This is a genomic window from Arthrobacter sp. ov118 (genome assembly GCF_900116495.1).
GTDB lineage: Bacteria > Actinomycetota > Actinomycetes > Actinomycetales > Micrococcaceae > Arthrobacter.
The window spans coordinates 76,242-101,138 of the sequence record NZ_FPAY01000003.1; the positions used below are offsets into that span (position 1 = coordinate 76,242).

The following is a 24,897-nucleotide window of genomic DNA, read 5'->3' on the forward strand; positions in this document are numbered from 1 at the left end:
GCCATGGCCGACTCCTCCCCCAACTATTGTCCCAACAGTAGCCATGGCCGCTGGTCCTGCAAAGAGCGCGCGGCAGATTTCGCGAAGGATCCGGCGTAAACGGTGCCGGGACTCCGATGCCGACCGCCCAGATCCTGCCATGACCCCGGCGTAGGCTGTTGGCATGACGGCACAGCTGGAACGGGAAATCGATGTCATTGTCATTGGCGCGGGGGCCGTGGGCGAGAACGTGGCGGACCGGGTGGTCCGCGGCGGCCTGACGGCAGTCCTGGTCGAGGCGGAACTGGTCGGCGGCGAGTGTTCCTACTGGGCCTGCATGCCCTCGAAGGCGCTCTTGCGGCCGGGCACTGCACTGCATGGCGCACAGACCGTTCCCGGGGCCAAGGAAGCTGTCACCCGCACCCTGAATGTGGCGGCCGTGCTCAAGCGCCGCGACCATTTCACCTCGAACTGGAAGGACGACAGCCAAATCAAGTGGGTGGAGGACACCGGGATAGAGCTGATCCGGGGCCGCGGCCGGATCACCGCTCCGCGGCGCGTGGAGGTGGCCGGGCGGGACGGCAACCGTTACGCCCTCACGGCCCGGCACGCCGTGGTGCTCGCCACGGGTTCCACCCCCACCCGGCCGCCCGTCGAGGGGCTTGAAGACATCCAATACTGGACCACCCGGGAGGCGACGTCCGCCCGCGAAGTTCCGGCACGGCTCGCGGTGCTCGGCGGCGGAGTGGCGGGCGTCGAACTGGCACAGGCCTACGCCCGCCTTGGCGCATCCGTGACGCTCGTGGCCCGCCATGGCCTCCTCGGTATGTTCCCGGAGCAGGCCGCCGAACTCGTGGCGGCGGGCCTGCGCGCCGACGGCGTCGAACTCCGCCTGAACACCGGTACGCGAAGCATCAGCAAGAACGACGACGGTTCGCTCACGGTGCTGCTCGACGGTGGCGCCGCGGGCGGGCCGGAGGGAACCGGCCCGGGATCAGGCCCTGCCGCGGAGACGACCCTGACTGTGGACAAACTGCTCGTCGCCACCGGCAGACACCCGGCCCTCGACGGGCTAGGCCTGGACAGCGTCGGGCTCGCGGCGCCCGAGGGAAAGCACTTGCGGATCAGCACCGACTCCACTGGACTAGTCCACCAGGCGGCAGAGAACGAGACGTCCCCCTGGCTTTACGCGGCAGGGGACGCCGCCGGACGGGTCATGCTGACCCACCAAGGCAAATACGGCGCCCGGGCCACCGGCGACGCCATTGCCGCCCGGGCCAAGGGGGAGCTCACCGGCGAGCCGGCACCGTGGACCGCCTTCGCCCAAACCGCCTATGACCACGCGGTTCCGAACGTGGTCTTCACCGACCCGGAACTGACGAACGTCGGCAGAACCCTGGCGCAGGCGGAGAAGGACGGATTCCGGGCCTCCACCGTGGAGCTTCCCATAGCGGTGGCTGGCTCCTCCCTGCACGCGGAGCACTACGACGGATGGGCGCAACTGGTCATCGATGAAGACCGCAAAGTGCTGCTGGGCGCCACCTTTGCCGGCCCCGATGTTGCAGAACTCCTGCACTCCGCCACCATTGCCGTCGTGGGGGAAGTGCCGCTGGACCGCCTGTGGCACGCTGTGCCCTCCTATCCGACCATCAGCGAGGTCTGGCTCCGGCTGCTGGAGGAATACGGCCTGTGAACCACCGGCACCAGCTTCGCCCCGCGTCTATTTGAACTGACCAGTCAGTTTAGTTAGCCTTGACGCAGACATTGATTCTGCGAAAGGCCTGCCTTGCTCTGCGTACAACAGCTCTCCGTCATCGGTCGGCGCGATGACCTGCTGCCGCCAACTTCGCTGCAGGCCGCGCGGGGTGAACTCTTGGTCGTTGCAGGTTCCCGCCAGGACCAGCGAACCGCGCTGGCCCTGACCCTGAGCGGGCGCATGAAGCCCTCCTCGGGAAGCATCGGCTGGGATGGGAGCCCACGGATCAAGGTGCTCCGGAAAGCGGCCAGCGTGGTCGACGCCCCCGGCGTCAATGAGCCGGAACAGCACTTGAGCGTCCGCGACCTCGTCACGGAGGATCTGGCCCTGGTTCCCCGCCGCCACCGCGGTGCCCTGCGCAGCACACCCTGGTTGAAGCTCAACGACTTCGAAGACGTCGCCGGGCTGTGGACGGAGCAGCTGCCGGCCCGCCGGCGGATCGAGCTCCTCACCGCCCTCGCCCTCACCGATCCGGACACGGGCCTGCTCGTGGTGGACTCCCCCGACCGGCACAGCGGCGATGCCGCCGACTGGCTGCCGTGGCTGGAGTATTTGGCGCACGACACCGGGCGGCCGCTCGCCGTCGTCGCCACCGTAACGCGCCTTCCGGACGGCTGGTCGGGGCCTGCCGCAATGATCGGCAATGCCATCCCGCCGGCCGAACAACCCCTCCCCGCTGAAACCCTGCTACCTGAAACCCTGCTACCTGAAACCGAGGACGCAAAGTGACTGTGCTGCGGCTGGCCCGCTCCGAGCTCAAACGCATGACCGGCGGCCTGCTGCCCAAGCTGACCGTCCTGGCCCTGGCACTCGTCCCGCTGCTCTACGGCGCCGTGTACCTGTACGCCAACTGGGACCCGTACGGCAGGCTCAACCAGATCGATGCCGCCCTGGTGGTCCGGGACTCCGGTGCTACGTCCGCCGACGGCACCCGGCTGGAGGCCGGCCGGAAGGTGGCCGAGAACCTTGTGGACGGCCACGTCTTCAATTGGAAGACGGTCACCAGCGCGGCGGAAGCGGACCAGGGCGTCAGCGACGGCACGTACGCGTTCGCCCTGAAGATCCCGGAGGACTTCTCCGCGAACCTGGCCTCCCCCGGCAGCTTCGACGCCGCCAACCAGGCCATGCTCAACGTGACCACCAACGACGCCAACAACTACCTCCTCGGCACAATCGTGGACAAGCTCACCACTGCCGTGCACGCGACAGTGGCCAAGGAGGTGGGCGAGGAGACGGCCAACCGGCTCCTCACCGGATTCGGCACCATCCACACACAGATGCTCAAGGCCTCCGACGGCGCGGGGCAGCTGGCCGACGGCGTCGCCCGGCTCCACGACGGTACAGCGACCCTCCACCAGGGCACCGGCGAGCTCAGGACCGGCGCCGCCGGACTGTACGACGGCGAGGTCAAGCTCCGGGACGGCGCCAATTCCCTGAACGACGGCGCCGGGCAGCTCAGCCGAGGTCTAGCCCAGCTCAAGGACAAGACGGCGGCCCTGCCGGCGAGCGCGCGGCAGCTGGCTGATGGCGCCGCCCAGGTGGCCGCCGGCAACGCCGCGCTCAACGCCCAGGTGCAGGCCATCCCCGGACAGCTCGCCGCCGCGGAACAGTCCGCACAGCAAGCGGCCGCGCAGGCCCAGCGGAGCCGGGTGGTGGCATCCACCGGCCGGCTGGTCGCCGGCGGAGTCCTCAGCCAGGAGCAGGCGGAAGCTGTAGTGGCCGACGTCGACGCCACCGCCGCGCCGCCCGCGTCAGCCCCATCCGCTGCCGCGTCCAAGCTGCAGGCCGCGGCCGCGCAGGTGCAGAAGCTGGCCGACGGTTCGGCCGCCGTCAGCGCCGGCGCCGCACAACTGGCCGGCACCGCACCCGGCCTCAGCGCAGCAGTCAGCCAGGCCTCAGCGGGTGCTGACCAGCTTGCCGGCGGTTCGGCGGCCCTGGCTGCCGGCCAGCAGGACGCCGTCGACGGTGCCGGTAGGCTCGTGCAGGGAGCGCAGAAACTAGACGACGGCGCTGCGCAGCTGGAGAGCGGCGCGGCAACGGCCTCCGACGGCGCACGAACCCTGGCCCGCGAACTCGCCCAGGGCGCCGGCAAGATCCCCAGCCCTGACGATGCCCAGAAGAACAGCCTTTCCAAGGTCATGGCAGACCCCGTCGCCGTCAGCAATGTATCGCAGGCCAAGGCCGGTTCCTACGGCGCCGGGCTGGCACCGTTCTTCCTCACGCTGGCATTGTGGATCGGCATCTTCATGCTGGTGCAGGCCATGCGCCCGGTCACCCTGCGCGCGCTGGCCTCCAACGCCCCGGCCTGGAAAATTGCCGTCGGCGGCTGGCTTCCGTTCCTTGCGGTCTCCGCCGTTCAGGCGAGCCTGCTGACCCTCGTGGTGGACGCAGGCCTCGGACTGAACCCCGCCCATCCGGTGCTGATGTGGTTCCTCATGCTGGCGGCCGCCATGGCGTTCAGCGCCATCATCCAGGGCGTCGTGGCCCTGCTGGGTTCGCCCGGCAAGTTCGTGGTGCTCATCCTGCTGGTGCTGCAACTGGTCTCGTCCGGGGGCACCTTCCCCTGGCAGACCACGCCCGAGCCGCTGCACGTCGTGCACCAGGTCCTGCCCATGGGCTACGTGGTCAGCGGCATGCGGCACCTGATTTACGGCGCCGACCTCGCCACGATCCTGCCCACGGTGCTGGGCCTGGTTGGCTACACTGTGCTGGGGCTGGCGATGTCGACCGCAGCCGTCCGCAAGAACAAATACTGGACCCTCAAGACGCTGAAACCGGAGATCGCCGTATGACCACCAGCCACAGCGGCGACAGCCCGGAAGAATCCGGGGACACGGCGAGGAAGCTCCGTCCGGGCCGCACCAATGCCACGAAGCAGAAACTGTTCGAGGCGTCCATGGAACTGATCGGAGAGCGCGGCGCGGCGGGGGTGACCGTGGACGAGATCGCGACGGCCGCCGGGGTGTCCAAGGGCACGGTGTATTACAACTTCGGCAGCAAGTCGGACCTGATTGCCCAGTTGCTGCGCCACGGCGTCGACATCCTCCTGGCACGGCTCCTGAGCGTCCGGGACGACTCCGCCGATCCGCTGGCCGCGATGGAGGAGATGATCGGCCAGGCCATGGACTTCATGGCGGAGTATCCCTCATTCGCCCGGCTGTGGGTCAGTGAAAACTGGCGGACCCCCAGCGAATGGCAGGACACCTTTGCCGAACTCCGTGGCCGCCTGCTGGCGGTGATCGGTACAGCCATCGACGGCGTCGCCGGAGTCTACCCCGTCGATCCCACCATTTCCCGGGGCAGCCTTGAAACGGCGATTTTTGGGGCCTGTTTCGTGGTGGGCCTGGACCGCCAGACCTACAACCCCGAGCGGACCAGGGAGCAGAGCGTGGCGGCAATTATGGCCTCCATGCGCGGCTACGTCATGAAGCAGCCGTCCCCTCAGGCATGATTAGTCCCATGCGTCACATGGGAATCAGCGGCAAGATCGCCATCTGGGCGTTCCTCGGCGCCCTGGGGCTCCTGGTCCTGACGGGAATCACCCTGCACGAGGCCGTCCTCCTGTGGTTCGTTGGCGCTTCCGCCGCGGCCTACGTGGCTTGCGTGGCTGAGGTCGTGGTCCGGCGCCGGCACAAGACGCTGGCCGCAAGCGGGGTGGGCAGCATCCTCTTCATCGCCTTCGGAATCGCCTTCCTGCGCCAGTGGGGCCTGGCTTTCAACCCCGATCCCAATGCCCTGTCCACGCGCGTCGATTCCGCGCACCCGGATATGTACTTTTACCTGGCTGCGGCCGCCGGAACCTTCACCTTGCTGATGCTGTTCGCCGGCACCGTCCTGCCCGGCAAGAGCCGCGGCCGCCGCTCCCCCGGCAATGCTTCAGGACGCCGTCCGGCGTCGCCGCGGGACTCGGGGGCGAGGCCTGCAAGTCCGCGGCCGTCTGCGTCGCGTTCGACCGTGCGTGCAACTGCGCGTCCGGCTGCGCGGGGAACGGCCGCGCGCCCGGCGGCACCCCAAACGGCTCCCCGGACGGCTGCCCGGCCAGCCGCCAAAGCATCCGTCCAACCGCCGCCGAAGGGGGCTTCCGCCAACTCGCCTGCGGCAAAGTCACCGGCCCGGCCACCCGCGCCGAAGCCACCCGTCAAGCCGTCCGCCGTGAAAGCACCCACCCGGGCCGCCACCCGCCGCTAATGGCGCCGGGAGGCCGGTCCGGATTCCGGACCGGCAGGGTTTGGGTTCAGAGGTTACGCGGCCTGTCATCCCGGGGGTTCGTCTCCGTGCTGCCTTGCACGGTGTCTTTGCGGGGAACATCCTCGTTGCTCTGGTTACCGGGGACATTGTCGTCGCGAACCCGGTCGGCTGACGTCCGGTCATCGGTGACCTGCCCGGGCTGCACGTTCCCGCGGTTTTGAGTGTCCCCAGCAGCGTCTTTCCGTTTGGACGTGACCACGTCCGGGTCAACTTCGTCGGCCTTGCGCATTTGTTCTTGAACGTTAGTACGGACTTTGTCCGCCTCTTCCTGGCGTCCGCGGGCTTCCTGCCGCAGACGCTCGGCGTCGAGTTCTGCCTGCTGTGCGTCGGCCTCCGCACGGGCCGCCTTGGCCTCCCGCTCCCGCGCGCCGAACTCGTCCGCCTTGGCTTTTTCGCGCAGTTCGGCAGCCCGGTCCCGGTCCGCTGCGACCTTGCGCTTGCGGCTGATCACGATCGCCACCGCTACGATCGCGAGCACCACGACGATGCCGACAATAATTCCAATGAGCTGCCCTGAATCCACGTTGCTCCACCTTTTTCTGCGGGTTGAATTCTCTGTCTCAATACGACTCGAAAATCACATCAGTCACAGCAACAGTAAACCGCAGAACGCCGCGGCTGACTATGGATTCGCCGGGCTCCAACCCTCGCCCGGGGTGTCACTTGCCGCGCGGGACCTTGAAACGGGTCAGCCGAGCGTCCTGCCCATCCAGTTCGGCCCAGGACTTGTCCGTTTCCAGCACGGTCAGCCCGCTGGTCGGATACCGGGTGGCGGCGTCCATGTAGGCATCGTGGTCGGAATCGCGCGACGCCAGGTGCATGGCGAGATCCTGCACGCCGGGCATATGCGAAATCACCATCAGCGTATTGACGGTGTCCGGGACGTGGTTGATGACGGCCAACATCCGCAAAGCCGAGGCAGCGTACAGGCCGTCCTCAAGCTTCGGCGTCGGCGCCTTGTCGCCCAGGGCATGGCATACCCAGGTACAGGTCTGCCGGGTCCGGAGGGCGCTGGAACACAGAATGAAATCAGGCACGACGCCGTGTTTGAGCAGCCACTTCCCGGCTACGGGGGCGTCGCGGTGGCCGCGTTCATCCAGCGGCCTCTCGTGATCGGCGACGCCGCCTGGCCAATCGGACTTGGCGTGCCGCATGAGCACGAGGCGTTTGATGTGATGCGCGCTCATGGCTCAATCCTAGTGCGGCAGCCGTGAGCCACGGGCGCGCACCGCCCCGGGGCCGGCTCAGCCCTCCAAGACGAACGTCACTTCCAGCACGACGTGCCAGGCAACGACCGCTCCGTCCTTGATCTCCACCTTCTGCTCCTTGACCCATGCCCCGGTGACGTTGCGCAGTGTTTTATTGGCCCGGTCGATACCCTCTTTGATGGCGGCGTCGAACGAGGTCGTGGAGTTGGCACTCAGGGTGGTTATGCGTGCAACAGACATGGTTCCCTCCCAATAGTCGAATCAACGATCCGAAGCCTACGCCGGAGCCATTAAACACAACAGAGTCCAACAGCCGTGGGACATCGTGACGGGACAGCGAAAGCGCCCGCGCCCCCAACGAGGAACGGACGCTTTCGGCTAATAATTTATGAGGGCTAGATCGAGTATTCCGGAGCGGCCCAGACGACAACCTCAGGGTGCTCGTAGAAGCGGTAGCCCTGCCCGCGCACGGTGCGCACGGTGTTGGCGAGGCGTCCGAGCTTGGAGCGCAGTCGGCGGATGTGGACGTCGATGGTGCGCTCGTTCGGCACCTCTTCGGCGTTCCGCCACAGGCCTTCGAGGAGCTCGTCGCGGCCCACCGTGCGGGTGCCGTTCTCCACAAGGTAGTTCAGGAGTTCGAACTCCTTGAACGTCAGGTTCAGGGATTCGCCGTCGAGGTGCACTTCACGGCGGGCGAGGTCGATCAGCACGCCGGAAGGCCGAGGATCCTGCGGCTGCGGCAGCCGGGTGGTCTCGGGACGCTGGCGGGCACCGGCGGTGGGGTCACCGAACGTGGAACGGACGACGTCCAGCGCTGAGCCCGGGGCGCTGGCCGGCGCGACGGCGACGGCCGCGTAGCTTTCGGCGCCGCTGACGAGCGACTGTGCGTAGGCACGGATTTCCTGGGCGAGCTTGGCGATCGAGGTGCCGGCCGCGGCTGCGGTTTCCTCGTCGATCCCCATGTACAGCACGAAGCCGCGGGCCACGTTATCGCTGGGGGCAGAACGCACCGGGCCGCCGGCACTCGGAGCAATCACGGGCGTGGGTGCAGTGGTCGGGGCGGGGGTAACGGCACGAAGCTGGCCGTAGGAGTCAGGGTTGTAGCCCTGGGCTGCATATCCGGGGGCAGGGAAGGTTCCGGTGGAGCCGGCGGGGGCGAAAGCGGAACGGCCGCCAAAGCCCTGGCGGATCCCGGAGGTCTGGCTGGCCTTGCTGGCGTTACGGACGGAGATGTGGACGTATCCGGATGCAACTGACATGGAATGCTTACCTCAATGTGAATGGCCGTCATCGCGGCTCGAATGCTTCTTTCCCCGCAATGAATACTGGGGAGGGGCGCCCGACTCTGGGCTGGGGCTGAATGCCTAGAAACTCCTGGGGTGTAAAAGTTAGGCGTGCATTCGACAACAGCGCATCTCGGTATCAGCGGGTGTGCTGATCCAGGAAGCTGCGGCTGCAGATGCTGTTGAGTTCTTGTTCACATTGGAAGTGTGCAACGTAACAATGCGAACTTGCAAGTAACAAAGGACCGCAGGTTCCACATTGTGAGACGGATCGCCGGGATGTAGTGCAAATCACAATTCGACCACCGCAATAAAATAACAAGTGTTTTGTCTGATGGATCGTAAAATTGCTTGACTCCCCGAATTTTCTTCGAGATACACGCGCCTACTGCCAAAAGGATTCAACGCATTCCGTGACGGCCAAACCACGGCACCTCACTCCCGGAGAGCCGGTTGTCCACGGAGTGGGCACGCCGCCGGACCCGAAGGCCCGGCGGCAATACTCGTCCGCCGGGGTCAGTTGGACTGGCCCGTCGAGCCTGTGGAGGTTGCTGCCGCGACCATGACGGATGCAGCCGTGTAACCCGAGCCATCCTTGGCCGCCACGATCCGGACAGTCCCGCCGGCGACGATGTCCGCCACGGTCAGTTGGGACGCCGTGCCGCTGGCCTGCTGGCGCCGCTGCTGCAGATTGCTCACCACCAGATCGCTACCCAGCGCGTAACTACGCGTGAACCCGTCACCGCTTTTGACGGTGACGGAGGAGGAACTCACTTCGCTCACCGTTCCCGTCTGAGCGGCCATGGTGACGTATTGGTTTCCCTGCAGCACCACATAGTCGGAATGAACCGCGGCCGAAAGACCGCCCGTCCCGCCGGCGGCGAAGTCGCCGGGGCCGCCCTGCCCGGACATACCGCCGCCCGCGAACCCGCCTTGCGCGGAGCCCGGCATGCCCGGTGCAACACCCTGGCCGCCGGTGCCCGTGCCCGCGCCCGTCCCGGCCGCCGTCCCATCGGCAGTCGCCGAACTTGAGGTCAGAGCGTAGACGCCAAGCCCAGACCCGACTGCCAGGACGGCTGCGACTCCCGCCACGGCCAGCCCGCGCTTCAGTGTCCACGGTTTGGCGGACGCGGACCTGGGTCCGGCTCCCGGCGCGCCCCAGCCCGGCGCCGCCGCCGGGGCCGTCGGCTCCTGCCGGGGCATGCCCCAGGCAGGGGCAGCTGCCGGAACCGTCGAGGCCGCAGGTGGCACGCCCCAGCCTGGCGCGGTCACGGGCGCGGGCGCCGTTGCGGCGTCCGGGGAGGATGCGGGGGCGGGCCCGGAACCGGCTCCGGGATACTGACCGCTCATGATGTTGCTCCTTATTGAGTACGTAGGGTGCGGATCGGTGTTCACTCCAGCGTGCTGACCGATCCTGTGCCTCGGCTGTGCGGGTCGACAGCCGCGCCTGTGACGTTCCGGGCAATCGGAAGCAGACCGGCCAGCCCACGGAGGGCCGTCCAGCTCGCTAGGCTGGGATTCACAGGTACCGCACAGGGTCCCCAAAGCCCCGCCTAACGGGCAGATCGGAGAGTTGTCTCATGGCAACTTCGCACTCCATGACCAACAACCTTCCCCAGCTCACGCATCCGGACGGCTCGCCGATCCGTGCGCTGGTGGTGGACGACGAGCCCAGCCTCTCCGAGCTCATGAGCATGGGCCTTCGGATGGCCGGCTGGTCTGTGGCGGTGGCCGGCGATGGGCCTGGAGCGGTGCGGCTTGCCAAGGAGTTCCGCCCCGACGTGCTGGTGCTGGACGTCATGCTTCCCGGATTCGACGGCGTCGAGCTGCTCAACCGGATCCGCGCGTTCGCGCCGGAGGTTCCGGCGCTGTTCCTGACCGCCAAGGATGCCGTCCAGGACCGCATCACCGGCTTGGCTGCGGGCGGCGATGACTACGTCACCAAGCCGTTCAGCATGGAAGAAGTCCTGCTGCGCCTGCACCGGCTGGTCCAGCGCTCCGGAGTGGCCGCCATGGACACCGCCGAGCTCGTGGTGGGTGACCTTGTGCTCAATGTCGACACCCGCGAAGTCACCCGGGCCGGCGAGGAGCTCCATCTGACCGCCACGCAGTTCGAGCTGCTCCGTTACCTCATGGAAAACCCCAAGCGGGTCATCAGCAAAGCCCAGATCCTGGACCGTGTCTGGGACTATGACTTCGGCGGCCAGGCGAACATCGTGGAACTGTACATTTCCTACCTCCGCAAGAAGGTCGACGCCAACCATGCGCCCATGATCCACACCGTGCGTGGCGCAGGCTACGTCCTGAAGCCGGCGGACTGATCCGTGCCCACACTTTCCGGCGTGACCCGGGCTCCCGGACGCGACTGGCGCAATCCGTCCACGTGGCATCTGCGCACCCGGCTGGTACTGGTCGCAATGGCGCTGCTGGTGGCCATCTGCGGCGCGGTGGGTCTGTTCAGCTATGCCTCCATGGACCTCTTCCTCACCCGGCAGCTCGATGACCAGCTCGGCCAGGCCTCTCACCGCTCGAGCGAGTTCGGCCGGCCCGCCGCCGGCAACCCGGCCGGCCGGCCTGACCCCCTCGAGGCCCGCGGGCAGGGCGCCGGGACGCTGAACGCCCGGCTGCTGGACGGCGCGGTCAGCAGGGCCGGCTTCCTGGCCGGTGACGGCACCCGCGAGAGCCTCTCCCCCGACGACAACGCTGTCCTACTGGCACTCACCCCGAATGGCGTGCCCGTGGACCGGACCCTTTCGGCGGGCGCATACCGGCTTACGGCCGTGCGCGCACCCTATGGCGACGTCATTGTCACCGGGCTCCCGCTGGCAGAAAAGCAAAGCACCTTGACCTCGCTGGTGTGGACCATGGTGGTGGTATCGGCCGGAGGGCTCGTGCTGATCGGACTCGCGGGCACGGCCCTGATCCGGCGCACCATGAAACCGCTGGAGCAGCTCTCCGAAGTGGCCACCAAAGTCTCCCGCCTGCCGCTGGATGCCGGCGAAGTGGCGCTGGGGGTGCGCGTCCCGGCGTCGGTCGCCCATCCCGGAACGGAAGTGGGCAGTGTGGGCCACGCACTGAACCAGATGCTGGACAACGTCGCCAACGCCCTCGAAGCGCGGCAGGAGAGCGAAACGAAGGTACGGCAGTTCGTTGCCGACGCCTCGCACGAACTCCGCACTCCACTCACGGCCATCCGCGGCTACACGGAGCTGATGCGGATGACCGAGCACTTCACGCCCGACGGCGAGAGGTCCCTGTCCCGCGTCCAAAGCCAGTCTGAGCGAATGACCACCCTCGTGGAAGACCTGCTGCTGCTGGCGCGCCTGGACGAGGGACAGCCGCTCAAGATGGCCGACGTCGACCTCACCCAGTTGGCCATCGAGACGGTGAGCGACGAAAAGGTCATGGCGCCGGACCATGTCTGGAAACTGGAACTCCCCGACGAGCCCGTGGCGGTGCGCGGCGACGCCACGCAGCTTCAGCAAGTCATCGCCAACCTCCTGTCCAATGCGCGCAAGCACACAGCACCGGGAACCACCGTGGTCACCGGCGTCATGCGTTCGGCTGACGGCAGTGCCGTGATCACCGTGACGGATAACGGCGGCGGCATCGCCCCGGAATTCGTCGGCCGGGTCTTCGCCCGCTTCGCGCGGGCCGACGCCGCGCGCACCAATCCGGCGGCCAACGCTGCACCCAGGCCCGCGGTGGCGACGGCGGGTGCCCGGTCCGGGTCGGCCGCCCGGGCTGTTTCTGCTGCTGTTTCCCGTGATGGTTCCGGGAGCCGCGGCAGTGCGGCCGGCGGCGTCCCGGGCGGTCCGGGCGCGGCTACTGCCACGCCGACGTCCGAAGGCACGAGTGGCCTGGGCTTGTCCATTGTCCAGTCGATCGTGGAGGCCCATGGCGGCACTGTCGAAGTCACGTCACGGCCCGGCCGCACCGAGTTCGCTGTCCGGCTCCCTGCCGTGCCGCCGGCGGTTTAGCCAGCCTCCGGGCCGCCTCCTCCGGACTGCCCCTGCCGACTCGAGCGACCTGAAAAAACTGCACAAGCCGACACCCCGCCACTGTGACTCTTGTTACCAAAATGTGACTTAAGCATTCGGGTCCTGTAGCGTCTTTAGCGTGCGGCCGCCACTGGTGCCGCATATCCGGATGGACGCCAAACTCTGCCGCTTCCCGGATTCCGCTCAGACAGGCAGAGGCGGGGGACCCAGAGTTCCCGGGCATTCTGCACTCATGCGCCCTCGGGGTGAAGCCGACACGTGATTTTCCGTGCGGCCGGATGACCTCATCCGAACCCGACAGCTAACTCCGCCGGCGTATGAGAGGCGATCATGACTGAATTCCAGGTACAAACGCGCCCTGACGGCGTTTCCGATTCCCGCACCGCCAAGTCGCGCCACCGCGCCGAAACGGCGAAGAAGACGACTGCCCTGTCCCGGCTGGCCGCCGGGTTCAGCATTACCGGCCGCCGCGCCGCCGTCGCGACAGCCACCTGCGCCGTACTGCTGGCCGGGGGCGCCGCCGCCGGCCAGGCAGCCGTGACGGGTGCCCACGCGTCGAACGTTGCGGGCGCCGAGGCGGTCACCGTCGCCGACCCGCTGCCCAAGCTCAACTTCGAACAGGTCCTGGTCGCCGCACCGACTGCAGCAGAGAACAGCACGGCAGCCCAGACCGCCGAGGCCAAGCCCGCCAAAGCACCGGCCGCCGCACCTGCTCCGGCAAAGGCGACCGCCGCCGCAAAGGCACCTGCCCCTGCAAAGGCGCCCGTCCCCAAAAAGGCACCCGCCGCCGCAAAGGCACCCGCCCCCAAAAAGGCACCCGCCCCCGCAAAGGCGCCCGTCGCCGTCAACGACCCCGACGGAGCACAGGCCTACGCCGCCGCCAAGCTGGGCAGCTTCGGCTGGGGCCCCGGTCAGATGCCGTGCCTGCAGAAGCTCTGGACCAAGGAATCGGACTGGAAGACAACTGCCACCAACGCCAGCAGCGGCGCCTACGGTGTGGTCCAGTCCCTGCCCGCCTCGAAGATGGCGAGCGCCGGTGCCGACTACATGACCAACTACCGGACCCAGATCAACTGGGGACTGGACTACATCAAGTCGCGCTACGGCTCCCCCTGCGGCGCCTTGGACTTCCACCTCGCAAACAACTGGTACTAGGCCGGCCAAACAGCCAGCCTGCGCACAGAGCGCCTAGGGAGGCCCCGGATCCACGTGATCCGGGGCCTCCTGTGCGCGGGCCGGAGCCGGGGCGAGCCCGATTTCCACAGGCCCCGCACAGCTTCGCCTTAAAGCCTTCATATGGGCCGCCGGGAAAGTGGAACCATGACGTTCACAGACCAGGCCTCAGGAACCCTTCCCCATCCCGCGGCGACGCCGGCGGGCCCGGCGGCACTGGCCGCGCCGTCCGCGCTGGCCGCGCTGGCCCTGGCCGAGGCGCCCGCCCAGGGCACGCTTGCCGGAGCTCTTGTCGACCCTCTTGTGGGCGCGTTGGCCGTCCCCCTCATTACCGATACGGGCGGCCGCCGCTTAGCCATTGACACGCGTGTCAGCACGCCGGTGCTGGACGTCACCATCCCCGTCTTCAATGAAGAACGCGACCTCGAAGCCTGCCTGCGCCGGCTGCACGCCTATCTTCTTACCTCCTTCCCGCATTCGTTCCGGATCACGGTGGCGGACAACGCCAGCACCGACGGGACGCTCAAGACCGCCGAACGGGTAGCGCGTGAGCTCCGCGAGGTGAGCGTGGTCCACATGGCGGAAAAGGGCCGTGGAAACGCGCTGCGCAAAGTGTGGCTCGCCTCGCCGTCGCCCGTCCTGGCCTACATGGACGTGGACCTTTCCACCGATCTTGCGGCGCTCGGTCCCCTCCTTGCCCCGCTCATCTCCGGACACTCCGACCTCGCGATCGGGACGCGGCTGACCCGCAGCTCGCGCGTGGTCCGCGGACCCAAACGTGAGTTCATCTCGCGCAGCTACAACTTCCTGCTGCAGTCCCTCATGGGCGCCCATTTCAGCGACGCCCAGTGCGGCTTCAAGGCAATCCGGTCGGACGTGGCCCGGCAACTGCTTCCCCACACCCTGGACAACGCCTGGTTCTTCGACACGGAACTGCTGGTCCTGGCCGAGAAGTGCGGCCTGCGCGTCCATGAAGTCCCTGTGGACTGGACGGACGACCCGGATTCCAGCGTGGACATCGTCCAGACGGCAATCTCGGACCTTCGCGGCATGGCGCGGCTGAGCCGGGACCTGGTCTCGGGCCGGATCCCGGTGCCCGAACTGCGCGCCGCCCTGGCCCGCGGGCCGCTTCCGGCGTCCTCGCGGGCCCAGGAACAAAGTCCCGGCGGAAGCCTCTTCGGCCAGCTCGTCCGCTTCGGCAGCATCGGGGTGGCCTCTACCCTGGCCTATCTGGTGATCTTCCTGTTCTGCCGCGGAATCATGGACCCGCAGCTGGCCAATTTCCTCGCCTTGCTCACCACCGCGGTGGCCAACACCGCAGCCAACCGGCGCTTCACATTCGGCATCCAGGGCAGCAGCCAGGCCGCCCGCCACCACTTCGAAGGACTTCTGGTCTTTGGCATTGGGCTGGCCCTGACGTCAGGTGCGCTCGCCCTGGTTCACGGCGTGTCAGGCGGAACACCGGAGCGCTGGCTTGAACTGGTCACCGTCACCGCCGCCAACTTGGCCGCCACGGCCATCAAGTTCCTGCTCTTCCGGCTGGTGGTCTTCCGCGTCCGGGCCGGCCCGGCTTGTCCGGCGCCCGGTGCCACACCCGCTGTTCCGGCGCCTGTTCCGGCGCCCGGCGCCCCCGACGCTTCCCTCCCCTGCACAGAACCACTTGCACAGAAACGGCCGAGTAAATGACCACGACGATCAGTCCCACGGTCGGCGCCCAGCCCGGCTCACCCGCCAGCGGCCAGCCGGCAGTCCAGGAAGCACCCGCTCAGGTGCGTGAAGCGGCAGGGTCAACGCCGCTCCCGCCGGCGCCCCGGAGCCGCAAGGACCGTCTCCTGTTCGGCTCGCAACCCCGTTGGGTGCGGCCGTCGGCAGCCCTGCTGTTGGTCCTCACCGCCGTGCTGTACCTGTGGAACCTGCAAGCCACCGGTTATGCCAACTCCTTCTACGCTGCGGCGATCCAGGCCGGAACCAAGGACTGGACCGCCCTGCTGTTCGGTTCCCTCGACGCCGGCAACGCCATCACGGTGGACAAGCCGCCGGCTGCCCTGTGGATCCCTGCCCTCGCCGGACGGATCTTCGGCTTCTCAGCCCTGAGCATGCTTGTTCCCGAGGCACTCATGGGAGTGGCCGCCGTCGGACTCCTCTACCTGACGGTCAAGCGCGTCTCCGGGCCTGCCGCGGGCCTGATGGCCGGCGGCGCCCTGGCGCTGACCCCGGTGGCCGCACTCATGTTCCGGTTCAACAACCCCGACGCCATGCTCACCCTGTGCCTAGTGCTGGCCGCGTATCTCACCACCCGAGCCATCGAGAAGGCAGGCTGGAAATGGCTCGCCGCGGCGGGCGCCGTGATTGGTCTGGCGTTCCTGACCAAGATGCTGCAGGGTTTTCTAATCGTGCCGGCGCTGGCCCTGGCCTATCTGTGGGCGGCGCCGGCCACCCTCGGCCGCAGACTTTTGCACCTGCTGGCCGCCGCCGGAGGGATCATGGTGGTGGCCGGAAGCTACCTTGTGCTGTTCCAGCTGACCCCGGCCTCGGCCCGCCCGTATATGGCAGGCTCTGAGACGAACAGCTTCCTGGAACTCACGTTCGGCTACAACGGCCTGGGCCGGATCACGGGTTCCGGCGGCGGCATGCTTGCCGGAGGCAACGCTGGCGGAAACGCTGGCGGCCCGGGCGGCAACGGCAACGTCGGCTTTGGCGGCGCGGCCGGGATCACCCGGATGTTCGGAGCCAGCTTCGGTGGCGAGGTGTCCTGGCTGCTGCCCGCCGCCCTAATCCTGCTGGCCGCCGGACTGTGGTTCACCCGGCGCGACTCCCGGACCTCGAGAACCCGCGCGGCACTCCTGCTGTGGGGCGGCTGGCTGGCCGTCACGGCCGTGATTTTGAGCTTCATGAGCGGCACCGTGCACCCGTACTACGCCGTGGCACTGGCTCCGGCGGTCGCAGCCCTGGCAGGCATCGGCTCCGTGGAACTGTGGCGGGGCCGGGCCTACTGGCCGGCACGCACGGTCCTGGCTGTGACAATACTGGCCACCTCGATCTGGTCCGCCGTGCTCCTGGGCCGGGACCCGGCCTGGCTTCCCGCGCTCCGCCTGATCGTAGTGGTCCTGGGCGTACTCGCGGCCGCGGCCGTGATCCTGCGCGTGGATAGCCTGCCGGCTCTTCCTGCCCGGTTCCGCAGGGCCGCCACCGCCGGCGTCGTGATCCTCTCCGTGCTGGCAGGCGGGCTTGGCAGCACCGCCTGGACGCTGGCGACGGCGGCTCAGCCGCACTCCGGTTCCATCCCCACCTCCGGGCCCACGGCCTCCGCAATGGGTGGCGGCTTCGGGGCTGCCGGCAGGACGGCCCGCGACGGCGGGAACGTCAGCACCAGCGGCGCCGCCCCGGGTGCCGGGATGGGCGGCATGGGCGAGGGAACGACCTCGACAGAGCTGACCGCCCTGCTGAAGTCTTCCGGCACCAGGTGGTCCGCGATTGTCTCCGGCGCCACCCAGGCCGCCAGCCTGGAACTCGCCACCGGCACCAGCGTGATCGCTCTCGGCGGCTGGAACGGCGGCGACCCCTACCCGACGCTCGCACAGTTCCAGGCCATGGTGGACCGCGGCGAGATCGGCTACTTCATTTCCGGCGGCGGCATGGGCGGTGGCCGCGGCGGCAACTCCGAGGTCGCAGCCTGGGTCGCGGCCAACTACCAGACCCAGACCGTGGGCAACACCACCGTCTACAAGCTGGGGGTCTAGGCAGCCATGACTGACACCCTGACTCCCGGCGCGTCCGCGACGCCGGACCGTGCTGGCCAGTCGCCGCTGCAGGCGCCTGACCGGCCCCGGTCCCTGCCGTTCCGGTCTGCCAGCCGCTCCAGCGCCCGGACCTCCAGCGCCCGGGCCGCCGGCGCCCTGCGCGGTGGTGCCCGCCGCGGAGGTGCCAGGCGGACCTGGCCAGGCGCCCGGCCGCTGCGGCAGCAGCTCGAACTGGCGGGCCTGCTCCTGGCCACGGCCCTGCTGTACCTGTGGAACCTCAACGTCTCCGGCTGGGCGAATGCCTTCTACTCCGCTGCGGCACAGGCCGGGTCACAGGACTGGACGGCCTGGTTCTTTGGTTCGTCCGACGCCGCCAACGCCATCACCGTGGACAAGCCGCCTGCGTCACTGTGGGTGATGGGTTTGTCGGTGCGGCTCTTCGGGCTGAGTTCCTGGAGCATCCTGGTCCCGCAGGCGCTCATGGGAGTCGGCACGGCCTGGCTGGTCTACCTGGCCGTGCGCCGGGCCGCGGCGCCCGCCACGGCCGATGCGCGGCTGGCCCACCGGGCCGGGCTGCTCGCCGGTGCGGTCATGGCCCTGACCCCCGTGGCCGTGCTGATGTTCCGGTTCAACAACCCCGACGCCCTGCTGGTGCTGCTGATGACCGCGGCCGCCTACGCCGTGGTGCGCTCCATCCAGGACGCCCGGCTGCGCTGGCTCCTGTTGGCCGGGGCGTTGCTGGGCAACGGGTTCCTCACCAAGCAGCTGCAGGTCCTGCTGGTTGTCCCCGGCTTCGCCCTGGCCTATCTGCTCGCCGCGCCGGCCGGGCTTGGCAAGCGCCTCCTGCACCTGCTCGCCGCGGGCGCGGCGGTGGCCGCCGCGGCCGGGTGGTGGCTGGCCGCCGTCGAACTCATCCCCGCCGCGGACCGGCCCTACATCGGCGGTTCGCAGAACAACTCCATCCTCGAGCTGACTCTCGGCTACAACGGCCTGGGCCGCCTGAACGGCGACGAAACTGGCAGCGTGGGCGGCGGCAACGGCTGGGGCACGCCGGGGCTGTTCCGGCTCTTCAACAGCGAGTTCGGTGGCCAGATCGCCTGGCTCCTGCCCTCGGTGCTGGTGCTCGGAGCGGGACTGCTCTGGCTGGGGCGCCGGGCGCCGCGCACCGATGCCGTGCGGGCCTCGGTGATCATCTGGGGCTCCTGGGTGGCGGTGACCGGCCTGACGTTCAGCTTCATGGCCGGGATCATCCACCCCTACTACATGGTGGCGCTGGCCCCCGGGATCGCCGGGCTCGCAGGCCTGGGCGGCGTCCTGCTCTGGCAGCGGCGGGACCAGCCCGTGGCGGCCGCGGTGCTCGCCGGGGCGATCGTGGCTGCCGGGGTCATGGGCTCCGAACTGCTCGGCCGCACGGCAACGTTCGTGCCGTGGCTGCGCTGGGTGGTGCTCCTCGGTTCGCTCGCCGCGGCCTGCCTGGTGCTGGCCGCCCCTGCTATCAGGTGGCCCGGTGCAGCGTCCAGGATCGTGGCGCGGACGACGGCGGTGCTGGCCGTCGCGGCGGCTCTTGCCGGACCGCTGGCGTACTCATTGTCGACGGCGGCCAGCGCCCACAGCGGCTCGATCGTCAGCGCGGGTCCGGCCGTGTCCGGACGGGGCGGGGCAGGCCTGCCCCGGGCCTTCGGCGGTGCCACCGCAACCAACGGCACTGCAGCTAACGGCACCGCAGCTAACGGTGCGGGCGCCGGCCGCGGCCCGGGTGCGGGCGGGGCGGGCGGCATGGGCGGTCTGCTCGGGGCCAGCACGCCGTCGGCGGCCCTCGTGACCGCGCTGCAGACGGACGCCGGGAACTTCACCTGGGCTGCCGCCGTCGTCGGGTCCAACAACGCCGCGGGCTACCAGCTGGCGACCGAGCTTCCGGTGATGGCCGTGGGCGGGTTCAACGGCACGGACCCGGCGCCGACGCTGGCACAATTCCAGCAGTACGTGGCCGACGGCAAGATCCATTACTTCATCGCCGGGCGGATGATGCAGGGCGAGAGCGGATCCGATGACGCGGCCCAGATTGCGGCCTGGGTGCAGGCGAAGTTCACGGCCCAGACGGTGGGCGGGACCAGTGTCTATCTGCTGGCCGGGTAGGCGGGCGGATGCCGGCCGGACCCGCCCGGTCGGCCCGCATCCAGGGCCGCCCGCACCCAGGGCCTTAGAAGGTGAAGGACAGGGTGCGGACGCCGGCGCTGCTGACCTGCGTGGTCACCGACACCCCGGAGTAGTCCGGGATGTGGAGCACGCCGTCCGGCAGTTCGCCGGCGTTGGGTCCGACCGCCACCGTCCGGATGCCGGCGGCGACTCCCGCGGCGATGCCGGCGGGCGCGTCCTCGAACACCACGGCGTCGGCGGGGTCGACGCCCAGCAGGGCGGCCGCGCGGAGGTATCCCTCAGGATGCGGTTTGCCCCGCAGGACATCCTCCGATGTGACCGAGGCGGCCGGCACGGCGATCTCCGCGGCGGCCATCCGGACCTCGGCCAGATCCCGCGAAGCTGACGTCACGAGCGCCACGGCATCGGGCGGCAGGCTCGCCAGCAGTTCCAGCGCGCCCGGCACCGCAACAATGCCGCGGGTCTCGGTCAGCTCCATCCGGCCCAGTTCGGCCGCGAGGGCACCGACGTCGGCGCCGGCGGGGGCGAACCTGCGGACTGTGTCCATCGCTTGGACCCCGTGGGAGGTGGCCAGAATCTCCCCGATGTCCAGGCCGTAGCGTCCGGCGAAAGTGGTCCACACCTGCTCCACGATGCTGGTGGAATCGACCAGCGTGCCGTCCATATCGAACAGGACGGCACGCGCGGTCAGGGTCGTGGGAAGGCGTCGGGGTGGAAGGCTCATGCCCCTATCCTGCCGTATGCCCGCTCCCCGGGTTTCAGCCGTTGGGCCGGTTCGGGATGTACTGCACGGCCCATTTGTTGCCGTCGGGGTCGGCGAAGTAGACGAAGTGCCCCCAGTCCTGGACGTCGACGTCGCTGACCTCCACGCCGTTGTCCTTGAGCTGGCGGTGCGCGGCCTGGATGTCGCTGACCACGAGCTGCAGGCTCGGTGCCGTGCCGGGCGGGGCGTCGTTGAGGCCCTCACCAATGGCGATCGAGCAGCCGGAGCCCGGCGGTGTCAGCTGGACGAACCGGAGCCCCTCGGTGGGGCGCTCGTCGTAGTCGGCGTTGAAGCCCACCTTGTTGACATAGAAATCCTTCGCCCGGTCCACATCGGACACGGGGACAAACACGAGTTCAAGTTTCCAGTCCATGGCGCACAGGCTAGCGCGGGCCGCGCCAATGCGGAAGGGCGCGGCGGAAGGGATCGCCGGCCCAGAGAAAAGATCCCCGGCGGAGCTCCGCCCCTAGCCGGCGATGCCGTACAGCCGGTCTCCGGCGTCGCCCAGGCCGGGCACGATGTAGGACTTCTCGTTGAGTTTCTCATCGATCGAGGCCAGCACGATCGTCACGTTGGCGCCGGACAGCTCCTCCTCCAGCTTGGCCAGGCCCTCTGGGGCCGCCAGGAGGCAAATGCACGTGACGTCGGAGGCCCCGCGCTTGAAGAGGAACTTGATGGCCTCGCGCAGGGTTCCGCCCGTGGCCAGCATCGGGTCGAGGACGAAGATCTGGCGGTCCGTGAGGTCCTCGGGGAGCCGTTCGGCGTAAGTGATGATGTCCAGGGTCTCTTCGTCGCGGGCCATGCCCAGGAAGCCGACCTCCGCGGTGGGGACCAGCTTGGTCATGCCTTCGAGCATGCCGAGCCCGGCGCGGAGAATCGGAACCACCAGCGGGGTGGGCTTGGTGAAGGCCGTGCCGACGGTGGTGCTGACGGGCGTCTCGATGGTCACGGGCTCGGTGCGGACCTCACGCGTGGCCTCGTAGGCGAGAAGCGTGACAAGTTCCTCGGTGAGCTGGCGGAACACCGGGGACGGTGTGTTCTTGTCCCGCAGAACGGTGAGTTTATGGGCGACCAGGGGGTGGTCCACAACGAGAGTGCGCATGGGTCAAAACTATCACCCGGGCGCCGAGGACCGTCCCGCAGGTCCCGGCGTATCGGCGTCGTTCGTACCTGCCGTCGTTCCGCCGCCGTCGGCCGTCGTTGTGCCGTTGGCGCCCGCACCCAGGTGGGCGGGGTGTTCGAAGGTCGGCGCGGGGCCGGCGTGCTCCCGGTGCCGCAGCACATGGAAGAGATGGTGGGCAAGGATCACAATTCCAACCCAGCCCAGTCCCAGCGCCCATCCCACCATCACGTCGGTCATCCAGTGGTGGCCCAGGAAGACCCGGCTCATGCCCATCGCGGCGATGAACAGCACCCCCGCCGTGATGAGGACCACCCGGGCGAGCGCGCGCTTGATCTGCAGACAGGCCAGGTAGACCACCAGCGCGATCACCACTGTGGTGTTCAGGGTGTGGCCGCTCGGGAACGACGGGGAGCTCTCGTAGGGCGGCACGGCGTCGGCGTGGTCGGGGCGGGTACGGCCAATGAGTTTCTTGCCTAGGCTCGTGGCGGTGATGGAGACGGCGGCAGCACCGCCGATCAGGATCAGCGGCCGCCAGGTGCGGGAGGTGTAGATCAGCAATGCCGTCAGGATGCTGGCCAGGATGGGCATCCCGATTCCGCCGCCGATGTTGGTGAACCCGGTGACAAAGGCGTCCAGCCCCGGGCTGCGGATCTGTTCCATGAAAGCCAGGGTGGGTTTATCCAGGTTCGCGAAGCCGGCGTCGTCCACCACGTTGTCGTAGAGCTCGGCGACGAAAAGCGCCAGGAATATCACCAGAATGCCGCCAATGAGCATCGTGATCCACAGCGCGGCGTAGGGCACCACCCACTTGCCCCAGTGTTTCGTCAGCCAGTTCTCGGCTCCGGTAGTCACGGCCGCCTCCCGAATGCTTGGGGCTGCCCAGTTGCGCTGCACAGCACGCTTATGGTTGAACCTATCATTGAGCCATGACGTCCCCGGAGCCCCGCCATGCCGACTGGATGGGACTTGCCCTGGCCGAGGCACGCCGGGCCCTGACCACGGCGGACGTGCCGATCGGCGCCGTCGTGATCGGACCGGACGGTTCGGTTCTGGGTTCCGGACGCAATGAACGCGAGGCACTTGGGGACCCGACGGCCCATGCCGAGATCGTCGCCATCCGGGAGGCCGCCGCCCGGCTGCGGGCGCGGCGGGCAGCGGAGGGCAGGCGCGACGACGGCTGGCGGCTGGAGGACTGCACCCTGGCGGTCACGTTGGAGCCCTGCGCGATGTGCGCCGGTGCGGTGGTCCTGGCCAGGATCCCACGGGTGGTGTTCGGTGCGTGGGATGAAAAGGCCGGCGCGGCGGGCTCCGTGTTCGACATCCTCCGCGAGCGCCGGCTCAACCACTGGGTGGAAGTGTACGGGGGCGTCCGGGAGCAGGAGTGTGCCGCGCTGCTGCGGGACTTTTTTGCCGGACACCGCGCCTGATCCGTTCCGGCTAGCTGGCCGTACCGCCGCGGGCAAACGACGCCGCGGAGACGGCTGCGGAGGCCGCCAGCGCATCGATCCGCTTCTGCCGGCTGGCCGGTGAGTCCAGGCTGAAGGCCCGGAAATCGCCGAGGTCCTCGCGGATCCAGGCTTCCACCTCGGCAATCCGCGCCGTGACGGCGGGCGTGGGGCCATGGAACAGCCAGGTCACGATCCGCTCCTTGGCCGGTTCGTACTGCCAGAGTCCGATGATCCTGCCGCGGTCCAGGATGGGGTGGTCCGGGAGGTCCGCCTGCAGCGCGAGCGATTCCAGCGCCGGTTTGTGCTGGTCCTCCTCCGCGAGCAGGTCCGCCGCGTTGCGGCGCAGCAGGAACAGTGAGTCGGTTCCCGCGAGCAGCTGGATTTGTTCGGCATCGGGTTCTTCGAAGGCGGCGAGGCGCTCGACGTCGTCGGGCAGTATCCACAGCGCGTCACCCCCCTCTGAAGTCAGCGCGGTGGGCACCTCGACGGCGCCGACGGCGGCGAGCGCTGCCTTACTTTGCGCCACGGTGAAGGCCGTGAACCACTGCGACTGCTTGAGGGTGGCTCCCCCGGTCCAGCCCAGGTAGCGGCGGATCAGCTCAGTGCGGGCGGCGTCGTCGTCGAGGGTGCTCGGAGGCAGGTCCCAGAGCGCGTAGGCGTAGCGCTGCTGGTCCAGGCGCCCGTTGGCCGGGACGCGGCGGATCCTGCCCTGCGACTGGAGGATCCCCAGCGCGGTGGGCAGCGTGGTGGTGGCGCCCTTCTTCTTGCCTTCTTCGCCGAGATTCCGCACGGACTCACCCAGCTCCTCCTTGAGCTGCCGGGGATCCATCGGCCCCTCCGCCTCCGCGAGCGTGTTCACCACCTGCTCCTCCAGCAGCGTGATTTCACCGCGGTCCACGCCGAGCCTGCCCAGCACGCGCACGGCTTCGGCTGCGTCCTTGCCGAGCCTGAGGGCCCAGGCGAAGTCGTCCCGGCCCAGGACGTAGGTGCAGCCGCGGGCGGCGGGAAGTTCGAGGATCCGGTGCGCGAGCACGTCTGCGTCCACCTGTTCGCGGCGGATTCCGGCACGGGCGAAGAGCGTGATGTAGGGATTGGCGCCGCCCACGGACCGGGCCCAGCCTGCCCGGGCGAGAACCTGCTCCGCCGTGCAGCCGGCCAGCGAGCCGTCCAGGCCCTGCCGGTGCCAGGCCCACGCCCGGAGACGCTCCCGGGTCAGACTCCGCGGTCCCGGCATGGTGGCGGGCCCGTCTGGCGATGCCGACGTCGTCGTTGCAGGCTCGGTGCTCATGGGCTCATTCTCCAACAGCTTCTCCGCCAGCGGTATGCCATTACGGGATGGTTAGGATGGCAAGGACTCCTGGAGTGACATGCTCCTCTGGCGCGGTCGGAGGAATCAGGCTAGTTTGACGCACATGGGCCAGAGAGCCTCGCCCGCACGCGCCTGGATCGGGACGATCGTCTTCCTCCTCCTCGCGCCCGGCGTCGTCGCGGTCTTCATCCCGTGGCTCGTCTCCGGCTGGCGGTGGTACGACTGGGCCGGTGCGGCCTGGGCCGTGGAGCCGGTCGCCTGGATCGCGATCGCTATCGGGGTGGCTTTCCTCCTGCACGCCTTCGCGCTGTTCGCCCTGCACCGCGGAACGCCCGCTCCGGTCGCTCCCACCGAGGCGCTAGTGGTGACGGGGGTCTACAGATTCGTGCGCAATCCGATGTACCTCGCGGTGCTCACGATCATCCTCGGCCAGGCGCTGCTGTTCGGCAGCTGGGGGCTTGTGCTCTACGCCGGGATCGTCCTCGCCGCCGTCGTCGCCTTCGTGAAGGGCTACGAGGAACCGATCCTCACCAGCACCTACGGCGCGCAGTACCTCGACTACCGGCGCAACGTCCCGGGGTGGTGGCCGCGGCTCACGCCGTGGCGGGCGTGACGGGCCCGACCTCCCCGGATGCCCGAAATTTCCACAGCACCCTTTCTGATTTCATTGTCCGGGGCTAGGGTCAAAGGGTCATCGACGGCACCCCGG

General features: G+C 68.7%; 23 protein-coding genes and 1 riboswitch. Of the genes, 13 read left to right on the forward strand and 10 right to left on the reverse strand.

The window, feature by feature from the left end:
- The first annotated feature begins 163 nt into the window (after positions 1-163).
- From BM372_RS07870 to BM372_RS07890, 5 genes are all read left to right on the forward strand, one after another.
- Positions 164-1,672 carry a dihydrolipoyl dehydrogenase family protein gene (locus BM372_RS07870; RefSeq protein WP_090953903.1) on the forward strand — a complete coding sequence of 503 codons (1,509 nt, stop codon included), beginning with the start codon at positions 164-166 and terminating at the stop codon, positions 1,670-1,672.
- Positions 1,673-1,765: 93 nt separating this feature from the next.
- Positions 1,766-2,464: a P-loop NTPase family protein gene (locus BM372_RS07875; RefSeq protein WP_090953905.1), complete on the forward strand. Its 699-nt coding sequence runs from the start codon at positions 1,766-1,768 to the stop codon at positions 2,462-2,464.
- A complete protein-coding gene (locus BM372_RS07880; protein WP_090953907.1) occupies positions 2,461-4,527 on the forward strand; it encodes a YhgE/Pip domain-containing protein in 2,067 nt (688 codons plus the stop codon). The genes BM372_RS07875 and BM372_RS07880 overlap by 4 nt, the downstream gene beginning before the upstream one ends.
- Positions 4,524-5,186, forward strand: a complete 663-nt coding sequence (locus BM372_RS07885) for a TetR/AcrR family transcriptional regulator (RefSeq protein ID WP_090953909.1) — start codon at positions 4,524-4,526, stop codon at positions 5,184-5,186. Before BM372_RS07880 ends, BM372_RS07885 begins: the two co-directional genes overlap by 4 nt.
- 8 nt (positions 5,187-5,194) lie before the next feature.
- Complete coding sequence (locus BM372_RS07890; protein ID WP_143111447.1) at positions 5,195-5,923, forward strand: hypothetical protein; 729 nt, start codon at positions 5,195-5,197, stop codon at positions 5,921-5,923.
- Between the two features lie 46 nt (positions 5,924-5,969).
- On the opposite strand, the gene BM372_RS07895 is transcribed toward BM372_RS07890, so the two are convergent.
- The 5 genes from BM372_RS07895 to BM372_RS07915 all read right to left on the reverse strand — a co-directional run bounded on the left by BM372_RS07895 (position 5,970) and on the right by BM372_RS07915 (position 9,824).
- Complete coding sequence (locus BM372_RS07895; protein WP_090953913.1) at positions 5,970-6,506, reverse strand: hypothetical protein; 537 nt, start codon at positions 6,504-6,506, stop codon at positions 5,970-5,972.
- A 136-nt stretch (positions 6,507-6,642) separates the two neighbouring features.
- Positions 6,643-7,170: a SixA phosphatase family protein gene (locus tag BM372_RS07900; RefSeq protein ID WP_090953916.1), complete on the reverse strand. Its 528-nt coding sequence runs from the start codon at positions 7,168-7,170 to the stop codon at positions 6,643-6,645.
- Positions 7,171-7,227: 57 nt separating this feature from the next.
- On the reverse strand, positions 7,228-7,431 hold the full coding sequence (locus BM372_RS07905) for a dodecin family protein (protein ID WP_090953918.1): 204 nt from the start codon (positions 7,429-7,431) through the stop codon (positions 7,228-7,230).
- 155 nt (positions 7,432-7,586) lie between these two features.
- Positions 7,587-8,450, reverse strand: coding sequence for a winged helix-turn-helix domain-containing protein (locus BM372_RS07910; protein ID WP_090953920.1), 864 nt, complete (start codon positions 8,448-8,450; stop codon positions 7,587-7,589).
- A 540-nt stretch (positions 8,451-8,990) separates the two neighbouring features.
- Positions 8,991-9,824, reverse strand: coding sequence for a hypothetical protein (locus tag BM372_RS07915; RefSeq protein WP_256214111.1), 834 nt, complete (start codon positions 9,822-9,824; stop codon positions 8,991-8,993).
- Between the two features lie 230 nt (positions 9,825-10,054).
- Here BM372_RS07915 and BM372_RS07920 point away from each other — a divergent pair, with 230 nt between their 5' ends.
- The 6 genes from BM372_RS07920 (at position 10,055) to BM372_RS07945 (ending at position 19,524) form a co-directional block, all read left to right on the forward strand.
- The gene (locus BM372_RS07920; protein ID WP_090953922.1) at positions 10,055-10,795 is read left to right on the forward strand and encodes a response regulator transcription factor; all 741 of its coding nucleotides are present in this window, start codon (positions 10,055-10,057) and stop codon (positions 10,793-10,795) included.
- A gap of 96 nt (positions 10,796-10,891) precedes the next feature.
- Complete coding sequence (locus BM372_RS07925; protein ID WP_090954537.1) at positions 10,892-12,454, forward strand: sensor histidine kinase; 1,563 nt, start codon at positions 10,892-10,894, stop codon at positions 12,452-12,454.
- A gap of 164 nt (positions 12,455-12,618) precedes the next feature.
- Positions 12,619-12,806, forward strand: a riboswitch (cyclic di-AMP (ydaO/yuaA leader).
- A complete protein-coding gene (locus BM372_RS07930) occupies positions 12,806-13,630 on the forward strand; it encodes an aggregation-promoting factor C-terminal-like domain-containing protein (protein WP_090953924.1) in 825 nt (274 codons plus the stop codon). It overlaps the preceding riboswitch by 1 nt.
- Before the next feature lie 165 nt (positions 13,631-13,795).
- On the forward strand, positions 13,796-15,334 hold the full coding sequence (locus BM372_RS07935; protein ID WP_090954539.1) for a bifunctional glycosyltransferase family 2/GtrA family protein: 1,539 nt from the start codon (positions 13,796-13,798) through the stop codon (positions 15,332-15,334).
- Positions 15,331-17,388 carry a glycosyltransferase family 39 protein gene (locus BM372_RS07940; protein ID WP_090953926.1) on the forward strand — a complete coding sequence of 686 codons (2,058 nt, stop codon included), beginning with the start codon at positions 15,331-15,333 and terminating at the stop codon, positions 17,386-17,388. The genes BM372_RS07935 and BM372_RS07940 overlap by 4 nt, the downstream gene beginning before the upstream one ends.
- A 6-nt stretch (positions 17,389-17,394) precedes the next feature.
- Positions 17,395-19,524, forward strand: a complete 2,130-nt coding sequence (locus BM372_RS07945; protein WP_256214115.1) for an ArnT family glycosyltransferase — start codon at positions 17,395-17,397, stop codon at positions 19,522-19,524.
- A 64-nt stretch (positions 19,525-19,588) separates the two neighbouring features.
- On the opposite strand, the gene BM372_RS07950 is transcribed toward BM372_RS07945, so the two are convergent.
- The 4 genes from BM372_RS07950 to BM372_RS07965 form a co-directional block, all read right to left on the reverse strand.
- Complete coding sequence (locus tag BM372_RS07950) at positions 19,589-20,269, reverse strand: HAD-IA family hydrolase (RefSeq protein WP_090953928.1); 681 nt, start codon at positions 20,267-20,269, stop codon at positions 19,589-19,591.
- A 34-nt stretch (positions 20,270-20,303) separates the two neighbouring features.
- Positions 20,304-20,681 carry a glyoxalase superfamily protein gene (locus tag BM372_RS07955; RefSeq protein WP_090953930.1) on the reverse strand — a complete coding sequence of 126 codons (378 nt, stop codon included), beginning with the start codon at positions 20,679-20,681 and terminating at the stop codon, positions 20,304-20,306.
- Between the two features lie 93 nt (positions 20,682-20,774).
- Positions 20,775-21,410: a uracil phosphoribosyltransferase gene (gene upp, locus BM372_RS07960; RefSeq protein WP_013599856.1), complete on the reverse strand. Its 636-nt coding sequence runs from the start codon at positions 21,408-21,410 to the stop codon at positions 20,775-20,777.
- A 12-nt stretch (positions 21,411-21,422) separates the two neighbouring features.
- Positions 21,423-22,283 carry a phosphatase PAP2 family protein gene (locus BM372_RS07965; protein WP_256214118.1) on the reverse strand — a complete coding sequence of 287 codons (861 nt, stop codon included), beginning with the start codon at positions 22,281-22,283 and terminating at the stop codon, positions 21,423-21,425.
- A 74-nt stretch (positions 22,284-22,357) separates the two neighbouring features.
- On the opposite strand from BM372_RS07965, the gene BM372_RS07970 reads away from it, so the two are divergent.
- Positions 22,358-22,858 (forward strand): nucleoside deaminase, encoded by a 501-nt coding sequence (locus tag BM372_RS07970; protein ID WP_090953932.1) that lies wholly within the window; start codon positions 22,358-22,360, stop codon positions 22,856-22,858.
- Positions 22,859-22,868: 10 nt separating this feature from the next.
- Here the strand turns inward: BM372_RS07970 and BM372_RS07975 are convergent, their stop codons facing one another.
- Entirely contained in the window at positions 22,869-24,167 is a 1,299-nt protein-coding gene (locus BM372_RS07975) for a DNA glycosylase AlkZ-like family protein (RefSeq protein ID WP_090953934.1), read from the reverse strand.
- A gap of 124 nt (positions 24,168-24,291) precedes the next feature.
- On the opposite strand from BM372_RS07975, the gene BM372_RS07980 reads away from it, so the two are divergent.
- Positions 24,292-24,801, forward strand: coding sequence for a methyltransferase family protein (locus tag BM372_RS07980; protein ID WP_090953936.1), 510 nt, complete (start codon positions 24,292-24,294; stop codon positions 24,799-24,801).
- Positions 24,802-24,897 lie beyond the last annotated feature (96 nt).

Excerpts from the sequence above, each read along its gene's own strand:
- BM372_RS07910 (WP_090953920.1), bottom strand. The coding sequence starts at position 8,450 with ATGTCAGTTGCATCCGGATACGTCCACATCTCCGTCCGTAACGCCAGC.
- BM372_RS07975 (WP_090953934.1), bottom strand. The coding sequence starts at position 24,167 with ATGAGCACCGAGCCTGCAACGACGACGTCGGCATCGCCAGACGGGCCC.
- BM372_RS07980 (WP_090953936.1), top strand. The coding sequence starts at position 24,292 with ATGGGCCAGAGAGCCTCGCCCGCACGCGCCTGGATCGGGACGATCGTC.
- BM372_RS07950 (WP_090953928.1), bottom strand. The coding sequence starts at position 20,269 with ATGAGCCTTCCACCCCGACGCCTTCCCACGACCCTGACCGCGCGTGCC.
- BM372_RS07955 (WP_090953930.1), bottom strand. The coding sequence starts at position 20,681 with ATGGACTGGAAACTTGAACTCGTGTTTGTCCCCGTGTCCGATGTGGAC.
- BM372_RS07915 (WP_256214111.1), bottom strand. The coding sequence starts at position 9,824 with ATGAGCGGTCAGTATCCCGGAGCCGGTTCCGGGCCCGCCCCCGCATCC.
- BM372_RS07970 (WP_090953932.1), top strand. The coding sequence starts at position 22,358 with ATGACGTCCCCGGAGCCCCGCCATGCCGACTGGATGGGACTTGCCCTG.
- BM372_RS07890 (WP_143111447.1), top strand. The coding sequence starts at position 5,195 with ATGCGTCACATGGGAATCAGCGGCAAGATCGCCATCTGGGCGTTCCTC.
- BM372_RS07920 (WP_090953922.1), top strand. The coding sequence starts at position 10,055 with ATGGCAACTTCGCACTCCATGACCAACAACCTTCCCCAGCTCACGCAT.
- BM372_RS07870 (WP_090953903.1), top strand. The coding sequence starts at position 164 with ATGACGGCACAGCTGGAACGGGAAATCGATGTCATTGTCATTGGCGCG.
- BM372_RS07945 (WP_256214115.1), top strand. The coding sequence starts at position 17,395 with ATGACTGACACCCTGACTCCCGGCGCGTCCGCGACGCCGGACCGTGCT.
- BM372_RS07940 (WP_090953926.1), top strand. The coding sequence starts at position 15,331 with ATGACCACGACGATCAGTCCCACGGTCGGCGCCCAGCCCGGCTCACCC.
- BM372_RS07935 (WP_090954539.1), top strand. The coding sequence starts at position 13,796 with ATGACGTTCACAGACCAGGCCTCAGGAACCCTTCCCCATCCCGCGGCG.
- BM372_RS07930 (WP_090953924.1), top strand. The coding sequence starts at position 12,806 with ATGACTGAATTCCAGGTACAAACGCGCCCTGACGGCGTTTCCGATTCC.
- BM372_RS07905 (WP_090953918.1), bottom strand. The coding sequence starts at position 7,431 with ATGTCTGTTGCACGCATAACCACCCTGAGTGCCAACTCCACGACCTCG.
- BM372_RS07885 (WP_090953909.1), top strand. The coding sequence starts at position 4,524 with ATGACCACCAGCCACAGCGGCGACAGCCCGGAAGAATCCGGGGACACG.
- BM372_RS07900 (WP_090953916.1), bottom strand. The coding sequence starts at position 7,170 with ATGAGCGCGCATCACATCAAACGCCTCGTGCTCATGCGGCACGCCAAG.
- upp (WP_013599856.1), bottom strand. The coding sequence starts at position 21,410 with ATGCGCACTCTCGTTGTGGACCACCCCCTGGTCGCCCATAAACTCACC.
- BM372_RS07925 (WP_090954537.1), top strand. The coding sequence starts at position 10,892 with ATGGCGCTGCTGGTGGCCATCTGCGGCGCGGTGGGTCTGTTCAGCTAT.